Origin of the sequence: Streptomyces sp. NPDC101191 (assembly GCF_044767915.1) — a bacterium.
GTDB lineage: Bacteria > Actinomycetota > Actinomycetes > Streptomycetales > Streptomycetaceae > Streptomyces.
The window spans coordinates 914,572-936,665 of the sequence record NZ_JBIWOU010000001.1; the positions used below are offsets into that span (position 1 = coordinate 914,572).

General features: G+C 74.2%; 18 protein-coding genes. 14 read left to right on the forward strand and 4 right to left on the reverse strand.

Annotation, left to right across the window (positions count from 1 at the left end):
• Nucleotides 1-130: 130 nt before the first annotated feature.
• Complete coding sequence (locus ACIRQF_RS04030; RefSeq protein WP_404088625.1) at nt 131-1,495, reverse strand: aldehyde dehydrogenase family protein; 1,365 nt, start codon at nt 1,493-1,495, stop codon at nt 131-133.
• A gap of 156 nt (nt 1,496-1,651) precedes the next feature.
• Between ACIRQF_RS04030 and ACIRQF_RS04035 the strand changes: the two genes are divergently transcribed.
• The 5 genes from ACIRQF_RS04035 to ACIRQF_RS04055 are packed head-to-tail and all read left to right on the forward strand — an operon-like array spanning nt 1,652 to nt 7,352.
• On the forward strand, nt 1,652-3,403 hold the full coding sequence (locus tag ACIRQF_RS04035) for an ABC transporter substrate-binding protein (RefSeq protein WP_404088628.1): 1,752 nt from the start codon (nt 1,652-1,654) through the stop codon (nt 3,401-3,403).
• Between the two features lie 7 nt (nt 3,404-3,410).
• Nucleotides 3,411-4,352, forward strand: a complete 942-nt coding sequence (locus ACIRQF_RS04040; protein ID WP_404088631.1) for an ABC transporter permease — start codon at nt 3,411-3,413, stop codon at nt 4,350-4,352.
• Nucleotides 4,349-5,335, forward strand: coding sequence for an ABC transporter permease (locus ACIRQF_RS04045; protein ID WP_376636810.1), 987 nt, complete (start codon nt 4,349-4,351; stop codon nt 5,333-5,335). The genes ACIRQF_RS04040 and ACIRQF_RS04045 overlap by 4 nt, the downstream gene beginning before the upstream one ends.
• Nucleotides 5,335-6,354, forward strand: a complete 1,020-nt coding sequence (locus ACIRQF_RS04050) for an ABC transporter ATP-binding protein (protein ID WP_404088636.1) — start codon at nt 5,335-5,337, stop codon at nt 6,352-6,354. Before ACIRQF_RS04045 ends, ACIRQF_RS04050 begins: the two co-directional genes overlap by 1 nt.
• Entirely contained in the window at nt 6,351-7,352 is a 1,002-nt protein-coding gene (locus tag ACIRQF_RS04055; RefSeq protein ID WP_404088639.1) for an ABC transporter ATP-binding protein, read from the forward strand. Before ACIRQF_RS04050 ends, ACIRQF_RS04055 begins: the two co-directional genes overlap by 4 nt.
• A gap of 71 nt (nt 7,353-7,423) precedes the next feature.
• Here ACIRQF_RS04055 and ACIRQF_RS04060 read toward each other — a convergent pair whose 3' ends face one another.
• Both ACIRQF_RS04060 and ACIRQF_RS04065 read right to left on the reverse strand, forming a co-directional pair.
• The gene (locus ACIRQF_RS04060; RefSeq protein ID WP_389751520.1) at nt 7,424-9,091 is read right to left on the reverse strand and encodes a carbohydrate binding domain-containing protein; all 1,668 of its coding nucleotides are present in this window, start codon (nt 9,089-9,091) and stop codon (nt 7,424-7,426) included.
• A gap of 86 nt (nt 9,092-9,177) precedes the next feature.
• A complete protein-coding gene (locus ACIRQF_RS04065) occupies nt 9,178-10,134 on the reverse strand; it encodes an LCP family protein (protein ID WP_404088643.1) in 957 nt (318 codons plus the stop codon).
• Between the two features lie 597 nt (nt 10,135-10,731).
• Between ACIRQF_RS04065 and ACIRQF_RS04070 the strand changes: the two genes are divergently transcribed.
• Nucleotides 10,732-12,549: a hypothetical protein gene (locus ACIRQF_RS04070; RefSeq protein WP_404089520.1), complete on the forward strand. Its 1,818-nt coding sequence runs from the start codon at nt 10,732-10,734 to the stop codon at nt 12,547-12,549.
• A gap of 115 nt (nt 12,550-12,664) precedes the next feature.
• Complete coding sequence (locus tag ACIRQF_RS04075) at nt 12,665-12,832, forward strand: hypothetical protein (RefSeq protein WP_376636804.1); 168 nt, start codon at nt 12,665-12,667, stop codon at nt 12,830-12,832.
• A 248-nt stretch (nt 12,833-13,080) separates the two neighbouring features.
• Here the strand turns inward: ACIRQF_RS04075 and ACIRQF_RS04080 are convergent, their stop codons facing one another.
• Nucleotides 13,081-15,246 (reverse strand): sensor histidine kinase, encoded by a 2,166-nt coding sequence (locus ACIRQF_RS04080; RefSeq protein WP_389751516.1) that lies wholly within the window; start codon nt 15,244-15,246, stop codon nt 13,081-13,083.
• A gap of 22 nt (nt 15,247-15,268) precedes the next feature.
• Here ACIRQF_RS04080 and ACIRQF_RS04085 point away from each other — a divergent pair, with 22 nt between their 5' ends.
• From ACIRQF_RS04085 to phzG, 7 genes are all read left to right on the forward strand, one after another.
• The gene (locus ACIRQF_RS04085) at nt 15,269-15,973 is read left to right on the forward strand and encodes a response regulator (RefSeq protein ID WP_376636802.1); all 705 of its coding nucleotides are present in this window, start codon (nt 15,269-15,271) and stop codon (nt 15,971-15,973) included.
• 328 nt (nt 15,974-16,301) lie between these two features.
• Nucleotides 16,302-16,790, forward strand: a complete 489-nt coding sequence (locus tag ACIRQF_RS04090) for a PhzA/PhzB family protein (protein WP_382482874.1) — start codon at nt 16,302-16,304, stop codon at nt 16,788-16,790.
• Nucleotides 16,787-18,016 (forward strand): 3-deoxy-7-phosphoheptulonate synthase, encoded by a 1,230-nt coding sequence (locus ACIRQF_RS04095; RefSeq protein ID WP_404088649.1) that lies wholly within the window; start codon nt 16,787-16,789, stop codon nt 18,014-18,016. Before ACIRQF_RS04090 ends, ACIRQF_RS04095 begins: the two co-directional genes overlap by 4 nt.
• Nucleotides 18,013-18,636: an isochorismatase family protein gene (locus ACIRQF_RS04100; protein WP_404088652.1), complete on the forward strand. Its 624-nt coding sequence runs from the start codon at nt 18,013-18,015 to the stop codon at nt 18,634-18,636. Before ACIRQF_RS04095 ends, ACIRQF_RS04100 begins: the two co-directional genes overlap by 4 nt.
• A complete protein-coding gene (locus ACIRQF_RS04105) occupies nt 18,633-20,576 on the forward strand; it encodes an anthranilate synthase family protein (RefSeq protein WP_404088655.1) in 1,944 nt (647 codons plus the stop codon). Before ACIRQF_RS04100 ends, ACIRQF_RS04105 begins: the two co-directional genes overlap by 4 nt.
• Before the next feature lie 11 nt (nt 20,577-20,587).
• A complete protein-coding gene (locus tag ACIRQF_RS04110; RefSeq protein WP_382482867.1) occupies nt 20,588-21,424 on the forward strand; it encodes a PhzF family phenazine biosynthesis protein in 837 nt (278 codons plus the stop codon).
• The gene (phzG, locus tag ACIRQF_RS04115) at nt 21,417-22,085 is read left to right on the forward strand and encodes a phenazine biosynthesis FMN-dependent oxidase PhzG (protein WP_404088658.1); all 669 of its coding nucleotides are present in this window, start codon (nt 21,417-21,419) and stop codon (nt 22,083-22,085) included. The genes ACIRQF_RS04110 and phzG overlap by 8 nt, the downstream gene beginning before the upstream one ends.
• The last annotated feature ends 9 nt before the right edge of the window (nt 22,086-22,094 follow it).

A 22,094-nucleotide genomic window follows, 5' to 3' on the forward strand; every position in this document is an offset into this window, starting at 1 on the left:
ATGGTCGCTCCCAAGGTCGCAGCATGGACGGGACCGGCTCTCCTTCCATGCTGCGACGGCCCCGGCCCGACCGCCATCGGAACTGCGGCCCCGGGGGGGGCGACTCCCGCGCCCGTCCGCCGCACGGGGTCTACGCCCCGGCCGGTGCCAGCGTGTAGGTCCGGGACGACGTGTAGAAGTCCAGTGCGGCCCGGCCCTGTTCACGGGGGCCGTGGCTGGAGGCCTTGGCCCCGCCGAACGGCAGGTGGAAGTCGACCCCGGTGGTGGGGGCGTTGATCCGGATCATGCCCGTGTCGAGCCGGTCGAGGCCGTGCAGCGCGGCGCCCAGGTCGGCGGTGTGGACGGAGGTGACCAGGCCGTAGCGGGCCGCGTTGGTGATCCGTACGGCATGGTCGAGGTCGCGGGCGGGGAGCAGTGCGGCGACGGGCCCGAAGACTTCCTCGCGCAGCAGCCGGTGGCCCGGTCCGGCCTTCTCCACAAGGGTCGGCGCCGCGTACCAGCCGGGGGCGTCCGGCACGTTGCCGCCGGCGAGGACGGACAGGCCCTGCCAGGCGGCGGCGGTGTCCTCGCGAGCAGCCTCGGTGATGAGCGGCCCGCACACGGTCGCCGCCTCGGCGGGATCACCGACGGGCACGGCCCTCAGCGCCTCGGCCAGGGCCTCGCGCAGCGGGTCGAGGGCGGCGCCGACGGCGACGACGCGGCTGGTGGCGGTGCACTTCTGTCCGGCGTAGCCGGCGACGGAGGCGGCGATGTGCGCCGCCGCCTGGGCGATGTCGGCGTCGGGGAGCACGAGGGCCGCGTTGAGTCCGCCCATCTCGGCCTGGACGGGGATGCCCCGGGCTGCCGCGGAGCGGACGACGGTCCGGCCGACGGCGGAGGAGCCGGTGAAGGAGACGACGTCGGCGGCGGACACGAGCGCGCCGCCCTCGGTGGCGGCCCCGGGGACCACGGTGAACACGTCCTCGGGCAGGGCCTTCTCGACGATCTCGGCGAGCCGCAGTGCGCAGGCGGTGGCCTCGGGGGCGGGCTTGAGGACGACGGCGTTTCCGGCGGCGAGCGCCGGCGCGGCCTTCCAACCGGGAATGGCGAAGGGGAAGTTCCAGGGTGTGATGAGTGCGGCGACGCCGTGCGGGCGGCGCCGGGTGAGCAGCAGGCCGGGGCCGGCCGCGGTGTCGTGGACGGCCCCGGTGGCCTCGTAGGGGGCCTGGGCGTAGTAGCGCCAGATGGCGGCGGTACGGGCGACCTCGGCGCGCGCCTCGGCCAGCGGCTTGCCGACCTCGCGCACGGCGAGTGCCGCGAGTTCGGCGCTCGCGGCCTCGATGCCGACGGCGACCGCGCTCAGGGCGGCGGAGCGGGCGGCGGCTCCGCCGGCTGCCCAGCCGGTCTGGGCGGCGCGGGCCCGTTCGACCGCGTCGGCGGCGGCGAAGGCGCCGGGGGCGGGGAGTTCGACGAGGACGTCGGCGGGGTCGGCGGGGTTGCGGGAGATGACGGTCATGCGGCGAACCTTCTCTGTGGTGTCCGAGGGCTTGCGCAGTACAATTTCACATTACTATTTTACAGGTCACATTTTCAGCCCAGGTCGTCCTCGGCGCCTTGCGCCCCGACACCGGCGGACGGGCTGTCCGAACTCTGCACTCGGAAGTGACTCCTGATGGACAAGCACCCTCGAAACGCCCTCGCCGTGGCCGTGCTGACGGCCCTCACACTCGGCGCCACCGCCTGCTCCGGCCCCGCCGGCGGGGCGGGCGGCGGTCATGCCGGCGCCAACCCCGCGACCGGCAACAGCGGCGGGATCGTGGGCGGCACCCCGGTGAAGGGCGGCACCCTGACCGTGCTGTCCAACCAGGACTTCACCCACCTCGACCCGGCCCGCAACTGGGTGATGGGCGACATGGACTTCGGCACCCGCCTGCTCTACCGGACCCTGCTCACCTACAAGGCCGAACCAGGCGTCAGGGGAGGCGAGTTGGCCCCCGATCTCGCCGAGGACCTCGGGACCCCGTCCAACGGGGCGAAGACCTGGACCTTCCGGCTGAAGAAGGGCCTGAAGTACGAGGACGGCTCCCCCGTCACCGCGCAGGACGTCAAGTACAACGTGGAGCGGTCCTTCTCCCCCGACCTGCCCGGCGGCCCGGACTACGCCGCTCGCTACCTCGCCGGGGCCGAGGGTTATCAGGGCCCCGCCGGCGGCAGGCACCTCGACTCGGTCAGGACGCCCGACGACCGGACCATCGTCTTCGAACTCCGCACGCCCTTCGCCGAGTTCCCGTACGCGACCGTGCTCCCCACCTTCGCCCCGGTGCCCAGGGCGCGGGACAAGGGCCCCCAGTACGACAACCGGCCCTTCTCCTCGGGGCCGTACAGGATCGAGTCGTACGCCCGCGACAAGCAGCTCACCCTCGTCCGCAACCCGCACTGGGACCCGGCCACGGACACCGTGCGCAAGGCATATCCCGACCGGATCGTCGTGACCATGGGCCTCAAGGCCAACCAGATCGACGACCGGCTCGTGTCGGCCGCCGGCGCCGACGCCTCGGCCGTCCCCTGGGACAAGCTGCGCCCCGAGAGCACGCCCAAGGTGCTCACCAGGCCGGAGGTCCGGGCCCGGCTCCTCGCCGAGTCCTCCAACTGCACCGAGATGGTGCAGATGCACACCGGCCGGGCCCCTTTCGACGACGTGCGGGTGCGCAAGGCGGTCCAGTACGCCCTCGACCGCGAGGCCGTCCTCACCGCGTCCGGCGGCCCCGCGCTCAACGACCCGGCCGCCGCGCTCATGCCCGGTTCCCTCTTCACCGGCGGCAAGCAGCCCGACACCCTGAAGATCCCGCTCACCGGTGACGTCGACAAGGCCAGGCAGCTCCTGAAGGAGGCCGGGAAGCCCGACGGCTTCAGCACCCGGATCACCGTCTCCAACGGGGACAAGGGCGTCGCCGAGGCGATCCAGCAGTCCCTCGGCCGGGCGGGGATCAAGGTCGTCATCGAGACCGTCGACCCCTCGGCCTTCTACGACACCATCGGCGACACGAAGAACCGCACCGACCTCGTCTACACCGGCTGGTGTCCCGACTACCCGTCCGGCTCCACCTTCCTGCCCTTCGTGTTCGACGGCCGCTACATCAAGGAGAAGGGCAACTCCGGCAACCACTCCCTCTTCCGCGACGCGGCCACCATGAAGCGCATGGACGAGATCGCGGCGATGACCGACGCCGCGCAGGCGAACAAGGCCTGGCAGGAGCTCGACGGACAGATCCTCGCCAAGGCCCCCACCGCACCCGCCGTCGTCGAGCGCAGGCCGCTGCTCGTCGGCCCCAACATCGCCGGCGCCTTCGGCCACACCTCCTACGGCGGTCAGCTCGACTACGCGACGATCGGTCTCAAGGACCCCGCCAAGAGCGGCAGCTGACGGCGCCATGACCACCACCACTCCCGCACCGGCCGCCACACGCCCCCCGACGCCGGCCGGACCCTGGCGGCTCGCCCGCGCCGAGCTGCGCCGCCGCCCCTCCGCCCTCGTCGCGCTCGGCGTCGTCGCCCTCTTCGCCGTCATGGCACTGGCCGCACCGCTGCTCAGCGGCCTCGGCGGCTGGCGCCCCGACGAGTTCGACAAGTCGGCCGTCGACCCCTACCTGGGCGGGCTCCCGCTCGGTCCGCTCGGCGGGATCTCCGCCGAGCACTGGCTCGGGGTCGAGCCCGTCACCGGCCGCGACCTGTTCGCCCGGGTCGTGCACGGCGCCCAGGTCTCGCTGCTCATCGCCTTCGCCGCGACGGCGATCGTGGTCCTCGCCGGCGTCGCGGCGGGCGTCGCGGCCGGCTACTTCGGCGGCCGGGTCGACACCGTCCTGTCCCGGCTCATGGACCTCACCATGTCCTTCCCCTCCCTCATCTTCATGATCGCGATGATGTCGGTGGCCAAGGACGTCGACCGGACCGTGCTCATGACCCTGGTCATCGGGCTCTTCGGCTGGCCCGGCATCGCCCGGATCGTGCGCGGGCAGACACTGTCGCTCAAGCACCGCGAGTACGTGGACGCCGCCCGCGTCAGCGGCGCCTCGGACTGGCGCATCCTCACCCGGGACGTGCTGCCCGGGGTGGCAGGCCCCGTCATCGCGTACACCACCCTGATCGTCCCCGGGATGATCGCCACCGAGGCCGCGCTCAGCTATCTCGGCGTCGGGGTCCGCCCACCGACCCCCTCGTGGGGGCAGATGATCGCCGAGAGCGTCGCCTTCTACGACACGGACCCCATGTACTTCGCGGTGCCGAGTCTCTGCCTCTTCCTCACGGTCCTCGCGTTCACCCTGCTCGGGGACGCGCTGCGGGACGTGTTCGACCCTCGGGGAGGCCGGGCGTGATCCGCTACCTCGGGCGCCGGATCGTGGGCGTGCTCGGCGTCCTCGTCGCCGTCGCCGCCATCACCTTCGTGATCTTCTACGTGCTGCCCTCGGACCCGGCCGCGGCCGCCTGCGGGAAGTCGTGCAGCACCGAGCGGCTCGCCGCGATCCGCGCCCACATGGGCCTCGACCAGCCGCTCTGGCGTCAGTTCGGCGACTTCACGACCGGGATCTTCACCGGCCGCACGGTCGGCAGCGGCCCGTACGCGCTGCGGTGCGACTTCCCGTGCCTGGGCTACTCGTACGAGAACAGCCAGCCCGTCTGGGACCTGCTCGTCGACCGCATGCCGGTGTCCGCCTCGCTCGCCGTGGGCGCGGCCGTGCTGTGGCTGGTGCTCGGCCTGGGCGCGGGAGTCACGGCGGCCCTGCGCAAGGACACCCTGACCGACCGGGCGCTGATGGTCGGCGCGGTCGCGGCCGCCTCGCTGCCGGTCTACTTCACCTCGGTGATGCTGATCTACGGGCTGATCCGGGTGGCCGGGCTGCTGCCCTATCCGCAGTACGTGCCGTTCGGCGCGGACCCGGTGTCCTGGGCGACGAACCTGCTGCTGCCGTGGCTGGCGCTCGCCGTCCTGTACGCCGCCATGTACGCCCGGCAGAGCCGGAGTTCGATGATCGAGTCGATGGCGGAGCCGTACATCCGCACCGCACGCGCCAAGGGTCTGCCGCGGCGGACGGTGGTGGTCAAGCACGGTCTCCGGGCCGGGATGACGCCGATCCTCACCCTCTTCGGCATGGACCTCGGCGGACTCCTGGCGGGCGCGGTGATCACCGAGTCCCTCTTCGGCCTCCCGGGCGTCGGGCGGCTCTTCTACGGGGCGCTCGCCACCGGCGACCAGCCGGTGATCCTCGGCGTGACGCTGCTCGCGGCCGCCTTCATCGTCGTCGCCAACCTGTGCGTCGACCTGCTCTACGCCGTCGTCGACCCGCGAGTGAGGTACTGATGCCAGACCCGAGGACGCCCGGCCCGGAACCCCTCCTCTCGGTGCGGGACCTGACGGTCGTGTTCCCCACCCGGCACGGGCCCGTACGCGCCGTGGACGCGCTCTCCTTCGACGTGCCCCGCGGCCGGACCCTCGGCATCGTCGGTGAGTCCGGCTCCGGGAAGTCCGTCACGTCGCTGGCGGTGATGGGCCTGCACACCGGGGCCGAGGTCGCCGGCTCGGTCAGGCTCGACGGACGCGAGCTGGTCGGGTTGCCGGAGCGGGAGCTGAACCGGCTGCGTGGCCGGCGGATGGCGATGATCTTCCAGGACCCGCTGTCCAGCCTCCACCCGTACTACACCGTCGGCGAGCAGATCGCCGAGCACCACCGGGTGCACCACGGCTCCCGCCGGGCGGTCGCCCGGCGGCTGGCGGTCGAGGCCCTCGCCGAGGTCGGCATCCCGGAGCCCCGGCGGCGGGCCGGCGAGTATCCGCACCAGTTCTCGGGCGGCATGCGGCAGCGCGTCATGATCGCGACGGCGCTGGTCTGCGAGCCGGATCTGCTCATCGCCGACGAGCCGACGACGGCACTGGACGTCACCGTGCAGGCGCAGATCCTGGAGCTGATCGCCCGGGTGCAGCAGGACCGCGGTCTCGCCGTCGTCATGATCACCCACGACCTGGGGGTGGTGGCGCGGGTCGCCCACGAGGTCCTGGTCATGTACGGCGGACGGGCGGCCGAACGGGCGCCGGTGGACGAGCTGTTCGCGGCACCCGCGCACCCGTACACCCGCGGGCTGCTCGACTCGCTGCCCCGGCTCGACGACCGGGACGACGCTCCCCTGCGGGCCATCCCCGGCTCCCCGCCGTCCCTGCTCGATCCCGCGCCGGGCTGCGCCTTCGCGCCCCGCTGCCCGCGTCCCGCCCTCGTCCCGGGGCCGGATCGGGACCGGTGCGCGGGCGAGCGCCCGGTCCTCTCCGGCCCCGCCGCCCACCCGGTGGCCTGCCACTTCCCCGCGTACGAAGGCGTCACCCCATGAACACACCGAACACAGCGGCCGCGTCCCCTCTTCTCTCCGTGCGGGACCTGACCATGACCTTCCCGGGACGCGGCGGGCGCGGCGCCCGGGTACGGGCCGTCGACGGCGTGTCCTTCGACATCGCCGAGGGCGAGACCCTGGGCCTGGTCGGCGAGTCCGGCTGTGGCAAGTCGACGACCGGGCGGATGATCGTCCGGTTGCTCGAACCGACCTCGGGCTCCGTCACGTACGACGGACGCGAGATCGGCCGGCTCCCGCAGCGGGCGCTGAAGCCGCTGCGGCGCGATCTCCAGATGGTGTTCCAGGACCCGCACTCCTCGCTCAACCCGCGCCGCACGGTGGCCCGGATCATCGCCGACCCCCTGTTGATCCAGGGCAGTTCGGCCGCCGCGGCGCGGGAGCGGGCGGCCGAGCTGATGGAGCTCGTGGGGCTGATCCCGGAGCATCTGGACCGCTATCCGCACGAGTTCTCCGGCGGTCAGGCCCAGCGCATCGGCATCGCCCGCGCCCTGGCCACGGGGCCGCGCCTGGTCGTCGCCGACGAGCCGGTCTCGGCGCTCGACGTGTCCGTCCAGGCGCAGATCGTCAATCTGATGGAACGGCTCCGGGCCGAACTCGGACTGGCCTATCTCTTCATCGCCCACGACCTGTCGGTGGTGAGACGCGTGTGCGACCGGGTCGCGGTGATGTACCTGGGCCGGATCGTGGAGATCGGGCCGAAGGACCGGGTGTACGGGGCGCCCGCGCATCCCTACACGCGGGCGCTGCTCTCGGCCGTACCGCTGCCCGATCCGGCGGCGGAGCGGGCGCGGGAGCGGATCACCCTGCTCGGCGATCCGCCGAGCCCGGCCGCGCCGCCGCCGGGCTGCACCTTCCATCCACGGTGCCCGAAGGCCCGGGAGATCTGCCGGAAGGAGCCTCCCCTGCTGCGGATCACCGCGGCGGGGGAGGCGAGGGAGGTGGCCTGCCACTTCCCGGAAGTCCCGGATTCGGACTGAGCGGGCGGTCCGACGCCAGGCCGTGTCCTCCGGATTCATGCCGGGCTCTCGGCGTGAGCCCAGAGCGCGGCCTACCCGGTGAACCCGGCGGTGATCTTCGTGAACTGCCAGTCGGTCTGGCTGATGCCGGAGCAGTTCTCGACGACCCCGCCGCCGGGGCAGCCGCGGTCGCGGTTGACGGACCAGAAGGCGAGCCGGGCGATGTGGTGGGTGTTGGCCCAGTCGCGGATCTGCGTCCAGGTGGCCGGCGTTGTGGTCTCCTGCTGGTCGGAGAGGCCGTTCATGCCGGAGATGCCGACGTGGGCGTACGCGGTGGCGTCGTCCCAGCCGTAGACCGCCTTCAGCTTGTTCTTCAGGCCGTCGGCGGCGTTGACGGTGCTGCCGTACATGTCGGCGCCGCCGCCGAAGTCGAAGGGCATGATGGTGAACACGTCGATGTTCGCGCCGAGCGCCTTGGACTGCTCGATGAGCCGGTTGCCCCAGGAGGTCGGGCCGGTCGTCGAGGTGCCGAACGTGAGGATGGTCCGCAGGCCGGGGTTGTTCGCCTTGACGATCTTCAGGGCGTTGAGGATGCGGTCCTGGACGACGGCGTTCTCGAACTCGTCGGTGTTCTCGATGTCGACGTCGATCGACTTGAGGCCGTAGGCGTCGACGACCTTCTGGTAGGCACCCGCGAGCGCCTCGGGTGTCGAGCAGTTGGGGCCGAGCTTGTTGCCCTGCCAGCCGCCGATCGAGGGGACGATGTCGCCGCCCGCGTTGCGGATCGCGGTGACGGTGGACTGGTCGACGCCGCCGGTGAGCGGCCGCTGGCCGTCCCAGGCCGGGTTGCAGCCTCCGGAGGAGAGGATGAACGCCATGGTGAAGGTCTTGATCCCGGTGGCGCTCATCACCGCGGTCGCGGACGGCGGGTCGCCCCAGCCGAGGTAGAGGTACGGCGCGGCCTGCTTGAAGCCGGTGCCGCCGCCTCCGCCCGCCTCGGTGGTGACGGTGACGGCGTTGGACGCCGGGGAGACGTTGCCGGCTGCGTCCCGGGCCTTCACGGTGAAGGTGTACGCGGTGCTCGCGGTCAGACCGCCGACGGTGGCGCTGGTGCCGGTCACCGTGGAGACCTTCGTGGCGCCCTGGTAGACGTCGTAGCCGGTGACGCCGACGTTGTCGCTCGCGGCGCCCCACGTCAGGCTCACGCTGGACGCGGTCCGCCCGGTGGACCGGAGGCTCGACGGCGCGGACGGCGCCTGGGTGTCGCCGCCACCGCCGCCCGGTCCCTCGAGGCTGATGTCGTCGGCGTGGTACGTGCCCTGCCCGTACCAGCCGTGGGTGTAGACGGTCGCGCTGGTCTGGGACGCGCCCGTGGTGAAGCTGAGCGAGAGCTGCTGGTAGGAGCCGGCGGAGGGCGTCCAGGTCGAGCCGCCGCCGTCGACGCCCAGGTAGACGTAGGCCCCGCGGACCCAACCGGATAGCGTGTAGACGGTGTTGGGCTGCACGGAGACCGTCTGGGCGCACTTGGCGATGTCGGACGCGCTCGCCGCGCCGGCCAGCGCCTTGGCGCCGCCGTGCACCGGAGTGGACACGACCGAGCCGAGCCCGCCGGTACACGTCCAGCCGGACAGGGTGCCGGACTCGAAGCCCGGGTCGGTCAGCAGATTGGCGGCCTGTGCCGGGGTGGGAACGGCGACGAGGGCAGCCGCGCCGAGCAGCGCCGCACTCAGCGACGCCGCGAGGCGGTTGCGGATGAGCACCGTACCTCCAAGGGGGAGTTGAGGAGGGGAAGCGGTCACAGATTGGACTGGACCAATGCCCCCGTCAAGACCCCTGCCCCGAAGCCTCAGTTGGTCGCGGGCCGCAAACGGTCGATGGGATGGGTGTCCACGTACGCCTCCAGCGAGTCGTCCTTGAAGGCCTGCCAGAGGGTCGCGCAGCGCGGCCGGTCGAGGTGGACCACCGACTGCCCCCGCTCCGTCCCGGTGCCCTCCACCGGGGCGTTCATGAAGGTCATGTCCCCTGCCCTCACCTCCCGCATGTTCCAGACCAGTTGACGCATGTCGTCGTCCCCGAAGCGCTCGTCGACGGACACCGTCTCGGTGAAGATGTCGAGGGTCTTCTTCAGCTGGAGCGGGTCCTTCAGGGACGCGGAAGTCATCACTTTCTCCAGCAGCGTGCGCAGATAATTCTGCTGCCGGTGCGTCCGGTCGAAGTCGCCGTTGGGCAGGTTCTTGCGCTCGCCGACGTACGCGAGGGCCTCCTCGCCGTTCATGTGCCGCCGCTCGCCGTCGGCCATCAGGATCTCCACGCCGCCGACGGCGTCGGTGAGCTTGCGGAAGCCGTTCCAGTCGATCACCGCGAAGTGGTCCACACGGACGTCGGTGAGCCGCTGCACCGTGTCGATGAGCAGCGGTGGCCCGCCCCAGGAGAAGGCCGCGTTCAGCTTGGCGCGGCCGCGGCCCGGGATGTCGACCCAGGAGTCGCGCGGCAGGGACACCACGTAGGCGGCGGAGTGGTCGTCGGGGATGTGCACCAGCATCATCGCGTCACTGCGCTGGTCTCCGTACTTCCACAGCTTGCCCTTGGCGTCGCTGCCGGTCGTGGGCACGTCCGACCGTGAGTCGAGCCCCATGAGCAGGAAGTTCTGCCCGCCCTTGGAGGCGGCGGGCACCGGGGCGTCGGTGGGGAAGGTCTGCGGGATCCGCTGCACGCGACCGGTGTAGTGCTGGTAGGCCCAGTAGCCGGCTCCGGCGGTGAGCAGCACGGCCGTGACGAAGAGGCCGAGGGCGGAGAGGAGCACGGTCCGCGCCTTCGGCCGGCGGCGACGCCGGACGGCACCGACACCTTCGCCTGCACCTGCCCCTCCGGGCGCCTTCCCGGCCTCCGTCCCGGGCTCGGGGTCCGATGTCCCGGGCGCGGGATCCGGTGCCCCGGGCGCGGGGTCCGATGTCCCGGGCTCGGGGTCCGATGTCCCGGGCTCGGGGTCCGATGTCCCGGGCTCGGGGTCCGATGTCCCGGGCTCGGGGTCCGATGTCCCGGGCTCGGGGTCCGGTGCCCGGTCGCCCGTCCCGTTCGAGCCAGGGGCCGCCGCTCCGGGCTCCTCCCCGCCCGGTGCCCTCGCTCCGGAAACCTGCGCGGCCACCGCCTCCCCGGCCTGCGGCTCCCCCGCATTCTCGCGTGCGTTCATGGCTACGGCTCCCCCCTGCGGTTCCCCACCCGACTCGCCCCTCCCGAGGCCTACTTCAAGCCACCAGGATGCCCAAGATCCGGCGCCCGCGCGGCGAGTCCCGGGAACCGGATGGGAGCGGAACCGGACCCGGTGCCCGTGTGGACGGGACGGCGGGCGGCCGAGCGTGGGGGCATGTCATCAGCTCCCTGCGAAAGCGTCGTGATCACCATGTCACGGATCCTTGGTCAGTTCGGAACCGACATCGCGCCGTTCGTGCTCCGGGGCGCCGCCGATCAGGCGGATGCCGACGGCCGGGTGCTGCGCGGCGGCGGCTGGGCGCTCGCCGGAGGGCGGGCGAGTACCGCGGGCGGCGTGGCGGCCGTGCTCGCCGGCCGCCTCGACGTGCGGCTGCCCCTGCTGACCCGGCTCGAGGCCCGGGGCCGCGCGGTCGCCGAGCACGATCACGCGGCCCTTGTCCGGGCCGCCTACGAGGCGGACGGGCCCGCCTTCACCGAGCGCCTCCAGGGCGGCTACGCGGCGGCCCTGGCGGACACCCGCGGCGCGCCGCTCCTCGTGCTCGCGACCGACGACACCGGATCGGTGCCGCTGTACTACCACTGGGACCCGGTCCGGCGGGCGCTGCGCTTCGCGACCGAACTCCCCGCCCTGATCGCCCTGCTGCCCGACCGTCCCTCGCTCGCCGAGCCGGGCTTCGACGCGTACCTCACCGTGGGCGGCGCACTGGGCGGGGCCACCGTGATCGACGGCGTGCGGACGCTGCCGCCGGCCACGACGGCCGTGTACGAGCGCGGGCGTGACCTCCGGCTGATCCGGCGTTCCCCGGCGGGGACGCCGCAGGTGCCCGGGCCGGGGCGCGGGACCCCCGGGGAACGGGACCGGCGGCGGGGCGCCGGGCCCGCGGCGGAGGCGCTGCTCGGCACCCCCGACGAGGGCGCGGCCCTGCTGCGGGACGCGGCCGGGACGGACCTGCCGTGCGCCGGGCCGGCCACGGACGGGACACCCGGGGCACCGCGGCCGGCCGGTTCCCGTCTTCCGGACGCCGGCTCGGTGCCGTACGGCGCACCGGTGCCCGGCGCCGAAAGCGAATCCCGGGAGCGGCGGTGCGCGGACCGGACGGCCTCGGGGGCGTCGGCCGCCGGCCCACCGGCCGCCGGCGCCGACCGCCACCCGCTCGACCGGCGGGCGGCCCGTGACCTGCCCCGGTTGTTGCCGGCACTCGCCTGGCGGCTCGGGCTGCCCGAGGCCGACCCGGGTGCCCTCGTCGCGTACGCCGCCTACGGCAGCGCGCGGCGGCAGGGGCTGGGGACGGTCCTGGCCTCCGACGCCGCCGATGTGCTGGTGGGCGGGCGGAGGCGCGTGGAGCTGGCCGTCGGCGACACCTCCCCGGACTGGGCGGCCCGCTACGTCGAGTCCCTCGCACCGGTGCCCGCCGCCCACCGCGCCCGGCTCTACAGCCGGGACTACGCCGCGTACCTCGCCGACCGGGGCGACGCGGCGCGGGAGCCGGCGGCGCGGCTCGACGCGGAGGCGGACCGGCGGTCGCGCCGGGCGGCCCTGACGGCCTTCGAGCTGGACGAGGTGTTCCCGGCCCGCGGACCGAGGCGCACGGCGGCGCTCGGCGGCGCGCACGGAGTACGGGGCGTGCTGCCCGGGTCGGCGCAGCGGCTGTGGGCGGCGGCGGAACCGTTCGCCTCTCACGTCCCGGCCACCGGCTCCGGACCGGCCCGGGCACTGTCCGAGCTGCTCGTGCCGGGCGGCGTCCTCATGGACTTCGTCCGCGAGACGCTGTCGCCGTCCCGGCTCCGGGCCTCCGGGCTGTTGAGCCGGCGCTCGGTGGAGCGGCTGCTCGGCGCCCAGCTCACCCGGCCGTCGGAGCGGCTCGCGGGCACCGTGTGGGCGCTCGTGATGTTCGAGCTGTGGCGGGACGAGTACGCGGTGACCGTGCGCCGGCCGGTCCGGGCGGCGGTGCGGGCGAAGAGCCCGGCGGACCTGCCGGCCCTGACCCGCCGGACGCTCACGCTGTGACGCGCGGGGCGGAAGGGGTCGGAGTGGGTCACGGGCCTCATGCGCTCGGGACACCCCGAAGGTCACGATGAAACACGAATCCGCACCCGCGGAGGACTGCAGGAAGAGAGCAGAAATGAAGCGCAAGATCATCGGATCGGTGCTTGCCCTCGCGGCTCTCGCGAGTGCCGCGCTCTTCGGCTCGAAGGTCCGCACCTCGTGGGCGGCCGCCGGGCTGACGGGCACGCCGCCGGAACACCTGCCCACCTGCCGGGACCGGAACTGCCCCGGATGCAAGCCCTGACATCGCCGCCCTCCCCCACCGGCGCCCACCGCACTCACGCGGTGGGCGCCGCTCCCTGCGCGTCATGCCGTCGACGGAGGCGACACGGTGCGCGCCGTACCCGGAGAAGACCGGGTCCACGCCGTGGGCCGCACCCGTTTCCGCCCCCGTGGCCGGGGGGCGTTCACCCCGTGGCCCCGTGGCCGGGGAGGCCGCCCTTCACCCCGTGGCCCGCACCCGGTTCCGCCCGAGGCCGGGGAGGACGCCGTTCACGCTGTGGCCGGAAAGGACGCGGGAGCCGGCGGGTCCCCCGCCGCCACCGTCGTACGGGGCAGCACCGCGCGGACCCTGGTGCCGCGCCCGCGCCGGGCCGGGGACTCGACCGTGCAGCGCCCGCCGATCTCGGCGGCCCGCTCGGCCATGGACCGCAGCCCCACCCCGCGGGGGTCGCCGGGCGCGGGTCCGTTCGCGCCCGCGGAGAGGCCGATGCCGTCGTCCTCCACCGTGAGGGTGAGCGCGTCCGCGTCGACCCGTACCCGCACCTCGGCGCGAGTGGCACGGGCGTGCCGCAGCACGTTGGTGAGGGCCTCGGCGGCGATCCGGTAGGCGGCCACCTCGACGGCCGCCGGCAGCGGCGGCAGCGGGGAGGGGTCGAGGTCGGCGCCGACGGCCGGCCGGACCCCGTCGACGGAGTCGCCGGCGGAGGGGCCGAAGGAGGAGTCGAAGGAGGAGACCAGCTGGCTCAGCGCGCCGGTGAGGCCGAGTTCGCCGAGCGGTGCGGGGCCGAGCCGGTCGGTGATCCGGCGCACCTCCTTGATGGCCATGCCGAGGTCGTCGGAGACGTCCCGCAGGGCGGTCCGCAGGCCGTCCCCGGCGGGAAGCCGGGCGGTGGCGTTCTCGACCCGGAGGCGCAGTCCGGCGAGGGCGGGGCCGAGACCGTCGTGGATGTCCCGGCGGAGCCGGCGGCGCTCCTCCTCCCGGGCGGTGACGATCTGTTCGCGGCTGCTGCGCAGGTCCTCCTGGAGCCGCAGCGAGGCGACGGCGGGGGCGGCCTGGCTGGCGAGGGAGGACAGGATGACGGTGTCCTGCTCGTCGAGCACGGGTTCGCCGGCCCGGGGGCCGACGGAGAGGCGCCCGACGACGGTGCCGTGGTGGAGCATCTCGAAGTGGTGCTGCCGCTCCCCGGGGTCGCCGACGCGGGCCAGCACGCGCGTCCCGGCCCGGGTGTGCACGGCGAGGACGGCGGCGGGCAGCCGCAGGGTCTCGACGACGGTGGCGCACAGGGTCTCGGGGATGTCCTGGGAACTGCCCGCGTGGCTGATGCGCTCGGCGAGGGTGTGCAGCACCTGGTACGGGTGCGCCCGGTCGCCGTAGTAGAGCCGGTCGACGAGGCCGACGGCCCAGGCGACGGTCCGGCGCAGGCCCGCGCCCATCAGGAAGGCCAGGCCGACGAGGACGAGGGCGTCCGCGGAACTGCTGGGCGTCATGCCGCCGACCAGCAGGGCGACGACGGCGACATCGGCGGCGGTGAGCAGGGCCACGACGAGGAGTCCGGCGAGGATGCGGCGGGCGGCGCGGCTGATGCGCCAGGAGCCGGTGCGGACGACGAGGTAGCCGACGGAGCCCGTCCAGACGACGGAGGCGCCGACCATCAGCCAGTAGGTGGGCCAGTGCCAGCGGTCGCCGAAGTGGTACGCGACGCTCTGCGCGGCCGCCCACAGCAGGTAGGCGCCGAGGAGCAGCAGCAGGGGACGCCGGCTGGGGCCGGGGGCGGTCCGGCGGATCCGGACGAGCATCACCCCGCTGCTCACGGCGATGAGCGCGTAGTGGGTGAGCTCCTGGGCGAGGCCCAGGTGGTCGTTGAGCAGGGCGGTCCCGTCGGCCCACCAGCCGTCGGCGAGCGGGTTGGGCAGGCCGAAGCGCTCGGGCTCGGAGGCGTACGAGAAGGCCTGCGGCGCCACCCAGACGCCCACGGCCCCCACGTACCAGCGCCATCGGCGGGTGAGCCGGCCGTCCGGGAACCAGAGCGGCAGCGAGTACCAGAGGGTGACCTTGACCAGGTTGGCGAACGCCTCGAAGACGAGGACGGCGGTGCGGACGGGTGCGGGGGGTGCCTCCAGCCACACCGGGGCGGCCAGGACGGCGGGCAGGATCACCGCCATCGAGTAGACGACGAGCGCCCAGCCGACCGGGCGGCCCGGCCGGTGCGCGTGGACGAGGACGCCCGCCGCGGCGGCGGGCAGCCCGTAGACGAGGACGCCGAGACTCTCCGCGCTCTCCTTGACCCCGGGCGACCCGAGGTTGACGAGGAGGTAGCAGACCCAGAGTCCGCTGAGCGCGAGGGTGGCGGCCGCGCACAGGGCCGCGGCGGCCAGCTGGCGCTCGCCCTCCGCCCGGTGGGAACCCGACGGCGCGTTCTCACTCCATGCGTTCATATGTATACCTATAGTAATCGACATGACGGATGAAGGCTCCCAGGGCCCGGCCGCGTCGGCGGTGACGGTGCTCCTGGTGGACGACCACCCGATGTTCCTGGACGGCCTGCGCGGCGCACTGCTGCCGGAGGACGGGTTCCGGGTGGTGGGCGAGGCGTCGTCGGGCGAGGACGCCGTCGCGCTCAGCGCGCGGACCGCGCCGCAGGTGGTGGTGCTGGACCTGGGACTGCCGGACGCCTCCGGCATCGAGGTCACCCGGCGGATGCTCAGCGCGCGGCCGGAGACCCGGGTGCTCGTCCTGAGCATGTCCGAGGACGACGACAACCTGCTCGCGGCCGTACGGGCGGGGGCCAGCGGCTATCTCGTCAAGGGAGCGGGGCGCGAGGAGATCATCGGCGCGATCCGCACCGTGGCGGGCGGCGGCGCGGTCTTCGGGCCACGGATCGCCGAGCGGCTGCAGTCGTTCTTCGGGGCGCTCGCGGCCGCACCGGGCCGGGAGGTGTTCCCCGACCTGACACCGCGCGAGCTGGAGGTCCTGGACCTGCTCGCGTGCGGCCTCGACTACCGGCAGATCGCCCGCCGGCTGACCATCTCGGACAAGACGGTCCGCAACCACGTGACCAACATCTTCGGCAAGCTCCAGGTCAACGACCGGGCGCAGGCCATCGTCCGGGCGCGCAACGCGGGCCTCGGCACCGACGGCACGGTCCCGCCCCACCACGACTGACCCGCGTCGTCCCACGGTGCCTCCTCCCGTTCGCGGCCGGTCCCGCGACGCCCTCCGGGCACGTCCCGCGGTGCGTCACGACGCGCCTGTCGGCGCGTGGGCCGGCGCGGCCCCCGGGCCCGTGGCCGGCCCGTGAGGAGCCACCCTCCTCCGCCCGGCGGGCCGGGCGCATGAGGCGGGTGACCCGTTCGCGTCCCGGTCCAAACCGGGTTCCCGGTCCCGCTCACGCTCGGGGTCCGGGCCGGCCGGGCGCCCCGGGTGCCCGGGTCGCCGGGACGCGGAGGGTGGACGCAAGACGTCGCCCGTCACGCACCACTGGAGGCCCGAGATGTCCGGCACCGCACCGCAGCAGGGGTTCGCCGACGCGGCCGCGCTGCGCCGCCGCAATCGCCGCACCGTCGAGACGTACATGGCGACCCGAGGCGAGGACCGGCTCCGCAGGCACGAGCTGTTCACCGAGGACGGCACCGGCGGCCTGTGGACCAACGACACCGGCGCCCCGATCGAGATCCACGGCCGGGACCGGCTCGCCGAACACGCCGTGTGGTCGCTGCGCTGCTTCCCCGACTGGGAGTGGTACGGCGTCCGCGTCTTCGAGACGCAGGACCCGAACCACGTGTGGGTGGAGTGCGACGGTCACGGCCGGATCCGCTTCCCCGGCTATCCGGAGGGGTTCTACGAGAACCACTTCCTGCACTCGTTCGAACTGACCGACGGACGGATCGTGCGCAACCGCGAGTTCATGAACCCGTTCGCGCAGCTGCGCGCCCTGGGGATCCCGGTGCCCGCGGTACGACGCGAGGGGATACCGACATGAGCGAGACCACCGACACGACCGTCCGGGCACGGAACACCGCGACCGCGGCGGAGGACCTGCTCCGCGAGATGCGCGGGCGGGGCGCCGCGCAGCAGCCCGACTGGCCCGACCCGGGGCACACCCGGCGGGTCCGGGCCGCCCTCGCGGGCCGGCCGGCGCTGGTGCGGTCCGAGGATCTGCGGGCGCTCGGGCTGCTGCTCGGCCGGGTGGCCGAGGGCGGGGCGCTGGTCGTCCAGGCCGGCGACTGCGCCGAGGACCCGGAGGAACGGTCCGCGGGGAGCGTGGGGCGCCGGGTCGCCGTGCTCGACCTGCTGGCCGCGGCGCTGCGCGCGGCCGGCGGGCGGCCGGTGCTGCGGGTGGGCCGGATCGCCGGCCAGTACGCCAAGCCGCGGTCCGCCCCGTTCGAGCGGGTGGACGGCCGTGAACTCCCCTCCTACCGGGGCCACATGGTGAACGGTCCCGAGCCGGACGCGGAGAGCCGCACGCCCGACCCGCTGCGCCTCCTGCTCGGCTATCTCGCGGCCGGGGACGTCATGGGGCACCTGGGCTGGCCCGGGCACCCGACCGCCCCCGCCCCCGAGCCCGCGGTGTGGACGAGTCACGAGGCCCTGCTGCTCGACTACGAGGTGCCGATGCTGCGCCGCGACGACGAGGGGCGGCTGTATCTCGGCACCACCCACTGGCCGTGGATCGGGAAGCGCACCCGCGCCGTCGACGGCGCCCATGTGGCGCTGCTCGCCCGGGTGGCCAACCCGGTCGCCTGCAAGGTCGACGCCGACCTCTCCCGGGACGAACTGCTCTCGCTGTGCGAGCGGTTGGACCCGGCGCGGACGCCGGGGCGGCTCACTCTCATCGCCCGGATGGGCGTCGGACTGGTCGCCGACCGCCTGCCGCCGCTGGTCGCGGCGGCGAGGGCGGCGGGACACCCGGTGAGCTGGCTGTGCGACCCGATGCACGGCAACACCGTGCAGGCGGCCGACGGCACCAAGACCCGGGTCGTGCCGACCGTGCGGCGCGAAGTCTCCCTGTTCCGGCGGGCGGTTGAGGGCGCCGGAGGCGTGGCGGCCGGGCTGCACCTGGAGACCACACCGGACGAGGTGACCGAGTGCGCCTCGGACCACGACGAGCTCGACTCGGTCGGCGAGCGCTACACGACGCACTGCGATCCACGGCTCAATCCGTGGCAGGCGCTCGACGTCGTCCGGGCGTGGAGGGAGGAGTCGTGAGCGGCATCCCGGCGATCCCCGCCTATCCGCTGCCGTCGGCGGCCGAACTGCCCGTCAACACCGCCCGGTGGACGGTCGATCCGGGGCGGGCCGTACTGCTCGTCCACGACATGCAGCGCTACTTCCTCGCCCCCTTCCCGGCACCCGCGCGCGGGGAGCTGGTCCGCCGCGCCGCCCGGTTGCGCGACCGGTGCGCGGAGTGGGCGATACCCGTCGCCTACACGGCCCAGCCCGGCTCGATGACCCGTCAGGAACGTGGTCTGCTGCGGGACTTCTGGGGGCTCGGCATGCGGGCGGCGCCCGAGGACCGGGCCGTTCCCCCGGAGCTCGCGCCGGCCGCCGGCGACTGGCTCCTGGTCAAGCGCCGCTACAGCGCCTTCTTCCGCTCCGGGCTGCTCTCCCGGATGCGGGAGGCGGGCCGCGACCAGCTCCTCCTGTGCGGGGTGTACGCGCACGTCGGGATCCTGGCGACGGCCGTCGAGGCGTTCACCCACGACATCCGTGCCTTCCTCGTCGCCGACGCGGTCGGCGACTTCTCCAGGGAGTACCACGACGCGGCCCTGCGCTACGCCGCCGAGCGCTGCGCCATGGTCGTCACCACCGAGGAGGTCCTGTCATGACGGAGCCGCTGGAAGCGATCCTGGGCCCGGGACCCCGGCCTGCCGCCTACGCGCTGCTGCGCCGCGCGGGCGGGGCGGGCGAGGCGGCCGGAGCCCTCGCGTCGGACGGAGCGGGCGGGGCGCACGCGGGCGAGGTGCTCGACGTGCTCGTCGGGCGGGTGTCGCTGCCCGCCTCGCTCGCCGGGATCCCGCTGCCGACCGGGCCGCCGACAGCCGGCCGGGGCGCGCACCACGAGTCCCTGGTGGTCGTGCCGTACCGGCAGATCACCGAGCGCGGCTATCGCTGCGCCGACGACGGGGCACCGCTGATCGCCATGACGGTCACCGGCCAGTCGACGGTGCCGGTGCGAGAGGCGCTGGCCCGGCTGCCGCGCACGGCGGCCGTACTCGGGGGCGGGCGCTTCGACCTCGACGACGAGACGTACGCGCGCATGGTGGGCCGGGTCGTGCGGGAGGCCATCGGCGAGGGCGCGGGCGCCGACTTCGTCCTGCGCCGCACCTTCCTCGTGGACCTCGGCGACTACGGCCCCGACACCGCGCTCGCCTTCTTCCGGCGTCTGCTGGAGCAGGAGTCGGGGGCCTACTGGACGTTCCTGGTGCACACCGGGGCGGCCACCTTCGTCGGCGCGTCACCGGAGCGGCACCTCAGCCTGCGGGACGGGCTGGCCGTGATGAACCCCATCAGCGGCACGTACCGGCATCCGCCGGAGGGGCCGAGCCTGCCCGGAGTGATGGCGTTCCTGTCCGACCGGAAGGAGCGCGACGAGCTGTCGATGGTCGTCGACGAGGAACTCAAGATGATGGCGCGGATCTGCCCCGGCGGAGGCCGGGTGGTGGGGCCGTACCTGAAGGAGATGGCGCGGCTCGCGCACACCGAGTACCTGATCGAGGGGCGCACGGACCGCGAGGTGCGGGAGGTCCTGCGGGAGACGCTGTTCGCGCCGACGGTGACCGGCTCTCCGCTGGAGAGCGCCTGCCGGGTGATCGCCCGCCACGAGGGGACGGGCCGCGGCTACTACAGCGGGGTCGTGGCCCTGATCGGGCGGGACGAGCGCGGCGGACGCACGCTGGACTCCGCGATCCTCATCCGCACCGCCGAGATCGACGCGGCGGGCCGGGTGCGGATCGGGGTGGGTGCCACCGTGGTGCGCGACTCGGACCCGGACGCGGAGGCGGCCGAGACCCGGGCGAAGGCGGCCGGGCTGCTCGCCGCCCTGGAGGGCGACGGACCGGGCCCGTACGGCACCCACCCGGAGGTGCGGGCCGCCCTGGAGCGGCGGAACGCGGACCTGTCGGCCTTCTGGCTGGGCGCGGAACGCACCACCGGGTCGCCCGGGCTGGCCGGCCGCACGGTGCTCGTGGTCGACGCCGAGGACACCTTCACCGCCATGATCGGACACCAACTCGCCGCACTGGGACTTGATGTGACGGTCCGTCGGTACGACGGAGAACTCGCGCCCGAGGCGTACGACCTGGTGCTCCTCGGCCCCGGGCCCGGCGACCCGGCGGAGTCCGGGCATCCGCGGATGGGCACGGTCCGGGCGGTGGCGCGCCGGCTGCTCGCGCACCGGCATCCGTTCCTCGCGGTGTGCCTGAGCCATCAGCTCGTCAGTCTGGAGCTCGGGCTCCCGCTGGTCCGCAAGGACGTGCCCCATCAGGGCGTGCAGAGGGAGATCGACCTCTTCGGCCGGCGCGAACGGGTCGGCTTCTACAACACGTTCGCGGCCCGCGGCTCCGCCGACCGGACCGTGGTCGCCGGGGTGGGCCCGGTGGACCTCTGCCGGGACCCGGGGACCGGCGAGGTGCACGCCCTGCGCGGCCCGCACTTCACCACCCTGCAGTTCCACCCCGAATCCGTCCTGACCGGCGACGGCCCGGGCATCCTCGCCCGCGCCGCGCGACACGCGCTGCGGGAGCCCAGCGGCCCCCGCGGCCGATGACAGGAGTCCACATGCGTCCGTACGTCGTCGTGGACGCCTTCGCCCGGGAGCCCCTGCGGGGAAATCCGGTGGCGGTGTTCTTCGACTGCGCCGACCTGACGCCCGTTCTGATGCAGCGGATCGCCGGTGAGATGAACCTCTCGGAGGTGACGTTCGTGCTGCCGCCGCGCGCCGGCGGGGACGCCCGGGTACGGGTCTTCACGCCCGTCAACGAGCTGCCGTTCGCCGGCCATCCCCTGCTCGGCACGGCCGTCGCGCTCGGCCCGTACCTCCGCCGCGACCGGCTGCTCCTGGAGACCGCGATGGGGCCCGTCCCCTTCGCCCTGGAACGGCGGGCGGGCCGGGTCGTCGCGGCCCGGATGCGTCAGCCGGTCCCCCGCTGGCGGCTCTTCGACCGGGCCGCCGACCTGCTCGCCGCGCTCGGCGTGGCCGCGTCCACCCTGCCGGTGGAGGTCTACCGCAACGGGCCCCGGCACGTCTTCGTGGGCTTCGGCGGCGTCGCCGCCCTGTCGGCGCTGCGGCCCGACCACCGGGCGCTCGCCGCCTTCGAGGACCTGGCCGTCAACTGCTTCGCCGGGGCGGGGACGCACTGGCGCAACCGGATGTTCTCGCCCGCCTACGGGGTGGTCGAGGACGCCGCCACGGGCTCGGCCGCCGGGCCGCTCGCCGTGCATCTGGCCCGGCACGGGCGGGTGCCGTACGGCCGGGAGGTACGGATCCGGCAGGGGGTCGAACTGGGCCGCGGTTCCCTGATGCTCGCCCGGGCCGAGGGGTCCGGGGAGGACGTCGTGTCCGTCGAGGTGAGCGGCGAGGCCGTCACCGTGGCCCATGGGAGGATCCATGTGTGAACCCACCGGAACCGGGCCGGAGCAGCGCCGTTCGGAGACCCTGACCGGCACGGTCGCGCTGCCCTTCCCCGAGTACGCGGCGCCGCCCGCCGATCCGATCGGGCTGCTGCGCGACTGGCTGGCGGGTGCGGAGGCGGCCGGCGTCCGCGAGCCGCGGGCCCTGGCGCTCGCCACCGCCGACCTGGCGGCACGGCCGTCCACCCGGACCGTCGCCGTGATCCGGGTCCGGGCCACCGGCCTGGTCTTCACCACCCATCACGACAGCCGCAAGGAACGCGAACTGCGCGCCAACCCCTGGGCGTCGGGGCTGTTCTACTGGCGGGAGACCAGTCGGCAGATCAGCGTGAGCGGACGGGTGCGGCGGCTCCCCGACACGGCGGCGGAGGCCCTGTGGGCGGCCCGGCCCGTCTTCACCCACGCCATGACCGTGGCGTCCCGGCAGAGCGCCCCGCTGACCGGCCTCGACGAGGTGGCGGCGCTGCGTGCCCGCGCCGAGCGGCTCGCCACCACCGGGCGCCAGCCGCGCCCCGCCGCGTACATCGCCCTCGAACTCGTCCCGTACGAGATGGAGTTCTGGGCCGACGGCACCGGCCGGCTGCACGAGCGACTGCGCTACGAACGCGGCCCCGACGGCTGGCGGATCTGCCGCCTCCAGCCGTGATCCCGACCC

What these genes read in the sequence shown, in the direction of transcription:
- ACIRQF_RS04030 (WP_404088625.1), bottom strand. Translation starts at nt 1,495, where the DNA reads ATGACCGTCATCTCCCGCAACCCCGCCGACCCCGCCGACGTCCTCGTC.
- ACIRQF_RS04035 (WP_404088628.1), top strand. Translation starts at nt 1,652, where the DNA reads ATGGACAAGCACCCTCGAAACGCCCTCGCCGTGGCCGTGCTGACGGCC.
- ACIRQF_RS04040 (WP_404088631.1), top strand. Translation starts at nt 3,411, where the DNA reads ATGACCACCACCACTCCCGCACCGGCCGCCACACGCCCCCCGACGCCG.
- ACIRQF_RS04050 (WP_404088636.1), top strand. Translation starts at nt 5,335, where the DNA reads ATGCCAGACCCGAGGACGCCCGGCCCGGAACCCCTCCTCTCGGTGCGG.
- ACIRQF_RS04055 (WP_404088639.1), top strand. Translation starts at nt 6,351, where the DNA reads ATGAACACACCGAACACAGCGGCCGCGTCCCCTCTTCTCTCCGTGCGG.
- ACIRQF_RS04070 (WP_404089520.1), top strand. Translation starts at nt 10,732, where the DNA reads ATGTCACGGATCCTTGGTCAGTTCGGAACCGACATCGCGCCGTTCGTG.
- ACIRQF_RS04075 (WP_376636804.1), top strand. Translation starts at nt 12,665, where the DNA reads ATGAAGCGCAAGATCATCGGATCGGTGCTTGCCCTCGCGGCTCTCGCG.
- ACIRQF_RS04080 (WP_389751516.1), bottom strand. Translation starts at nt 15,246, where the DNA reads ATGAACGCATGGAGTGAGAACGCGCCGTCGGGTTCCCACCGGGCGGAG.
- ACIRQF_RS04085 (WP_376636802.1), top strand. Translation starts at nt 15,269, where the DNA reads ATGACGGATGAAGGCTCCCAGGGCCCGGCCGCGTCGGCGGTGACGGTG.
- ACIRQF_RS04090 (WP_382482874.1), top strand. Translation starts at nt 16,302, where the DNA reads ATGTCCGGCACCGCACCGCAGCAGGGGTTCGCCGACGCGGCCGCGCTG.
- ACIRQF_RS04095 (WP_404088649.1), top strand. Translation starts at nt 16,787, where the DNA reads ATGAGCGAGACCACCGACACGACCGTCCGGGCACGGAACACCGCGACC.
- ACIRQF_RS04105 (WP_404088655.1), top strand. Translation starts at nt 18,633, where the DNA reads ATGACGGAGCCGCTGGAAGCGATCCTGGGCCCGGGACCCCGGCCTGCC.
- ACIRQF_RS04110 (WP_382482867.1), top strand. Translation starts at nt 20,588, where the DNA reads ATGCGTCCGTACGTCGTCGTGGACGCCTTCGCCCGGGAGCCCCTGCGG.
- phzG (WP_404088658.1), top strand. Translation starts at nt 21,417, where the DNA reads ATGTGTGAACCCACCGGAACCGGGCCGGAGCAGCGCCGTTCGGAGACC.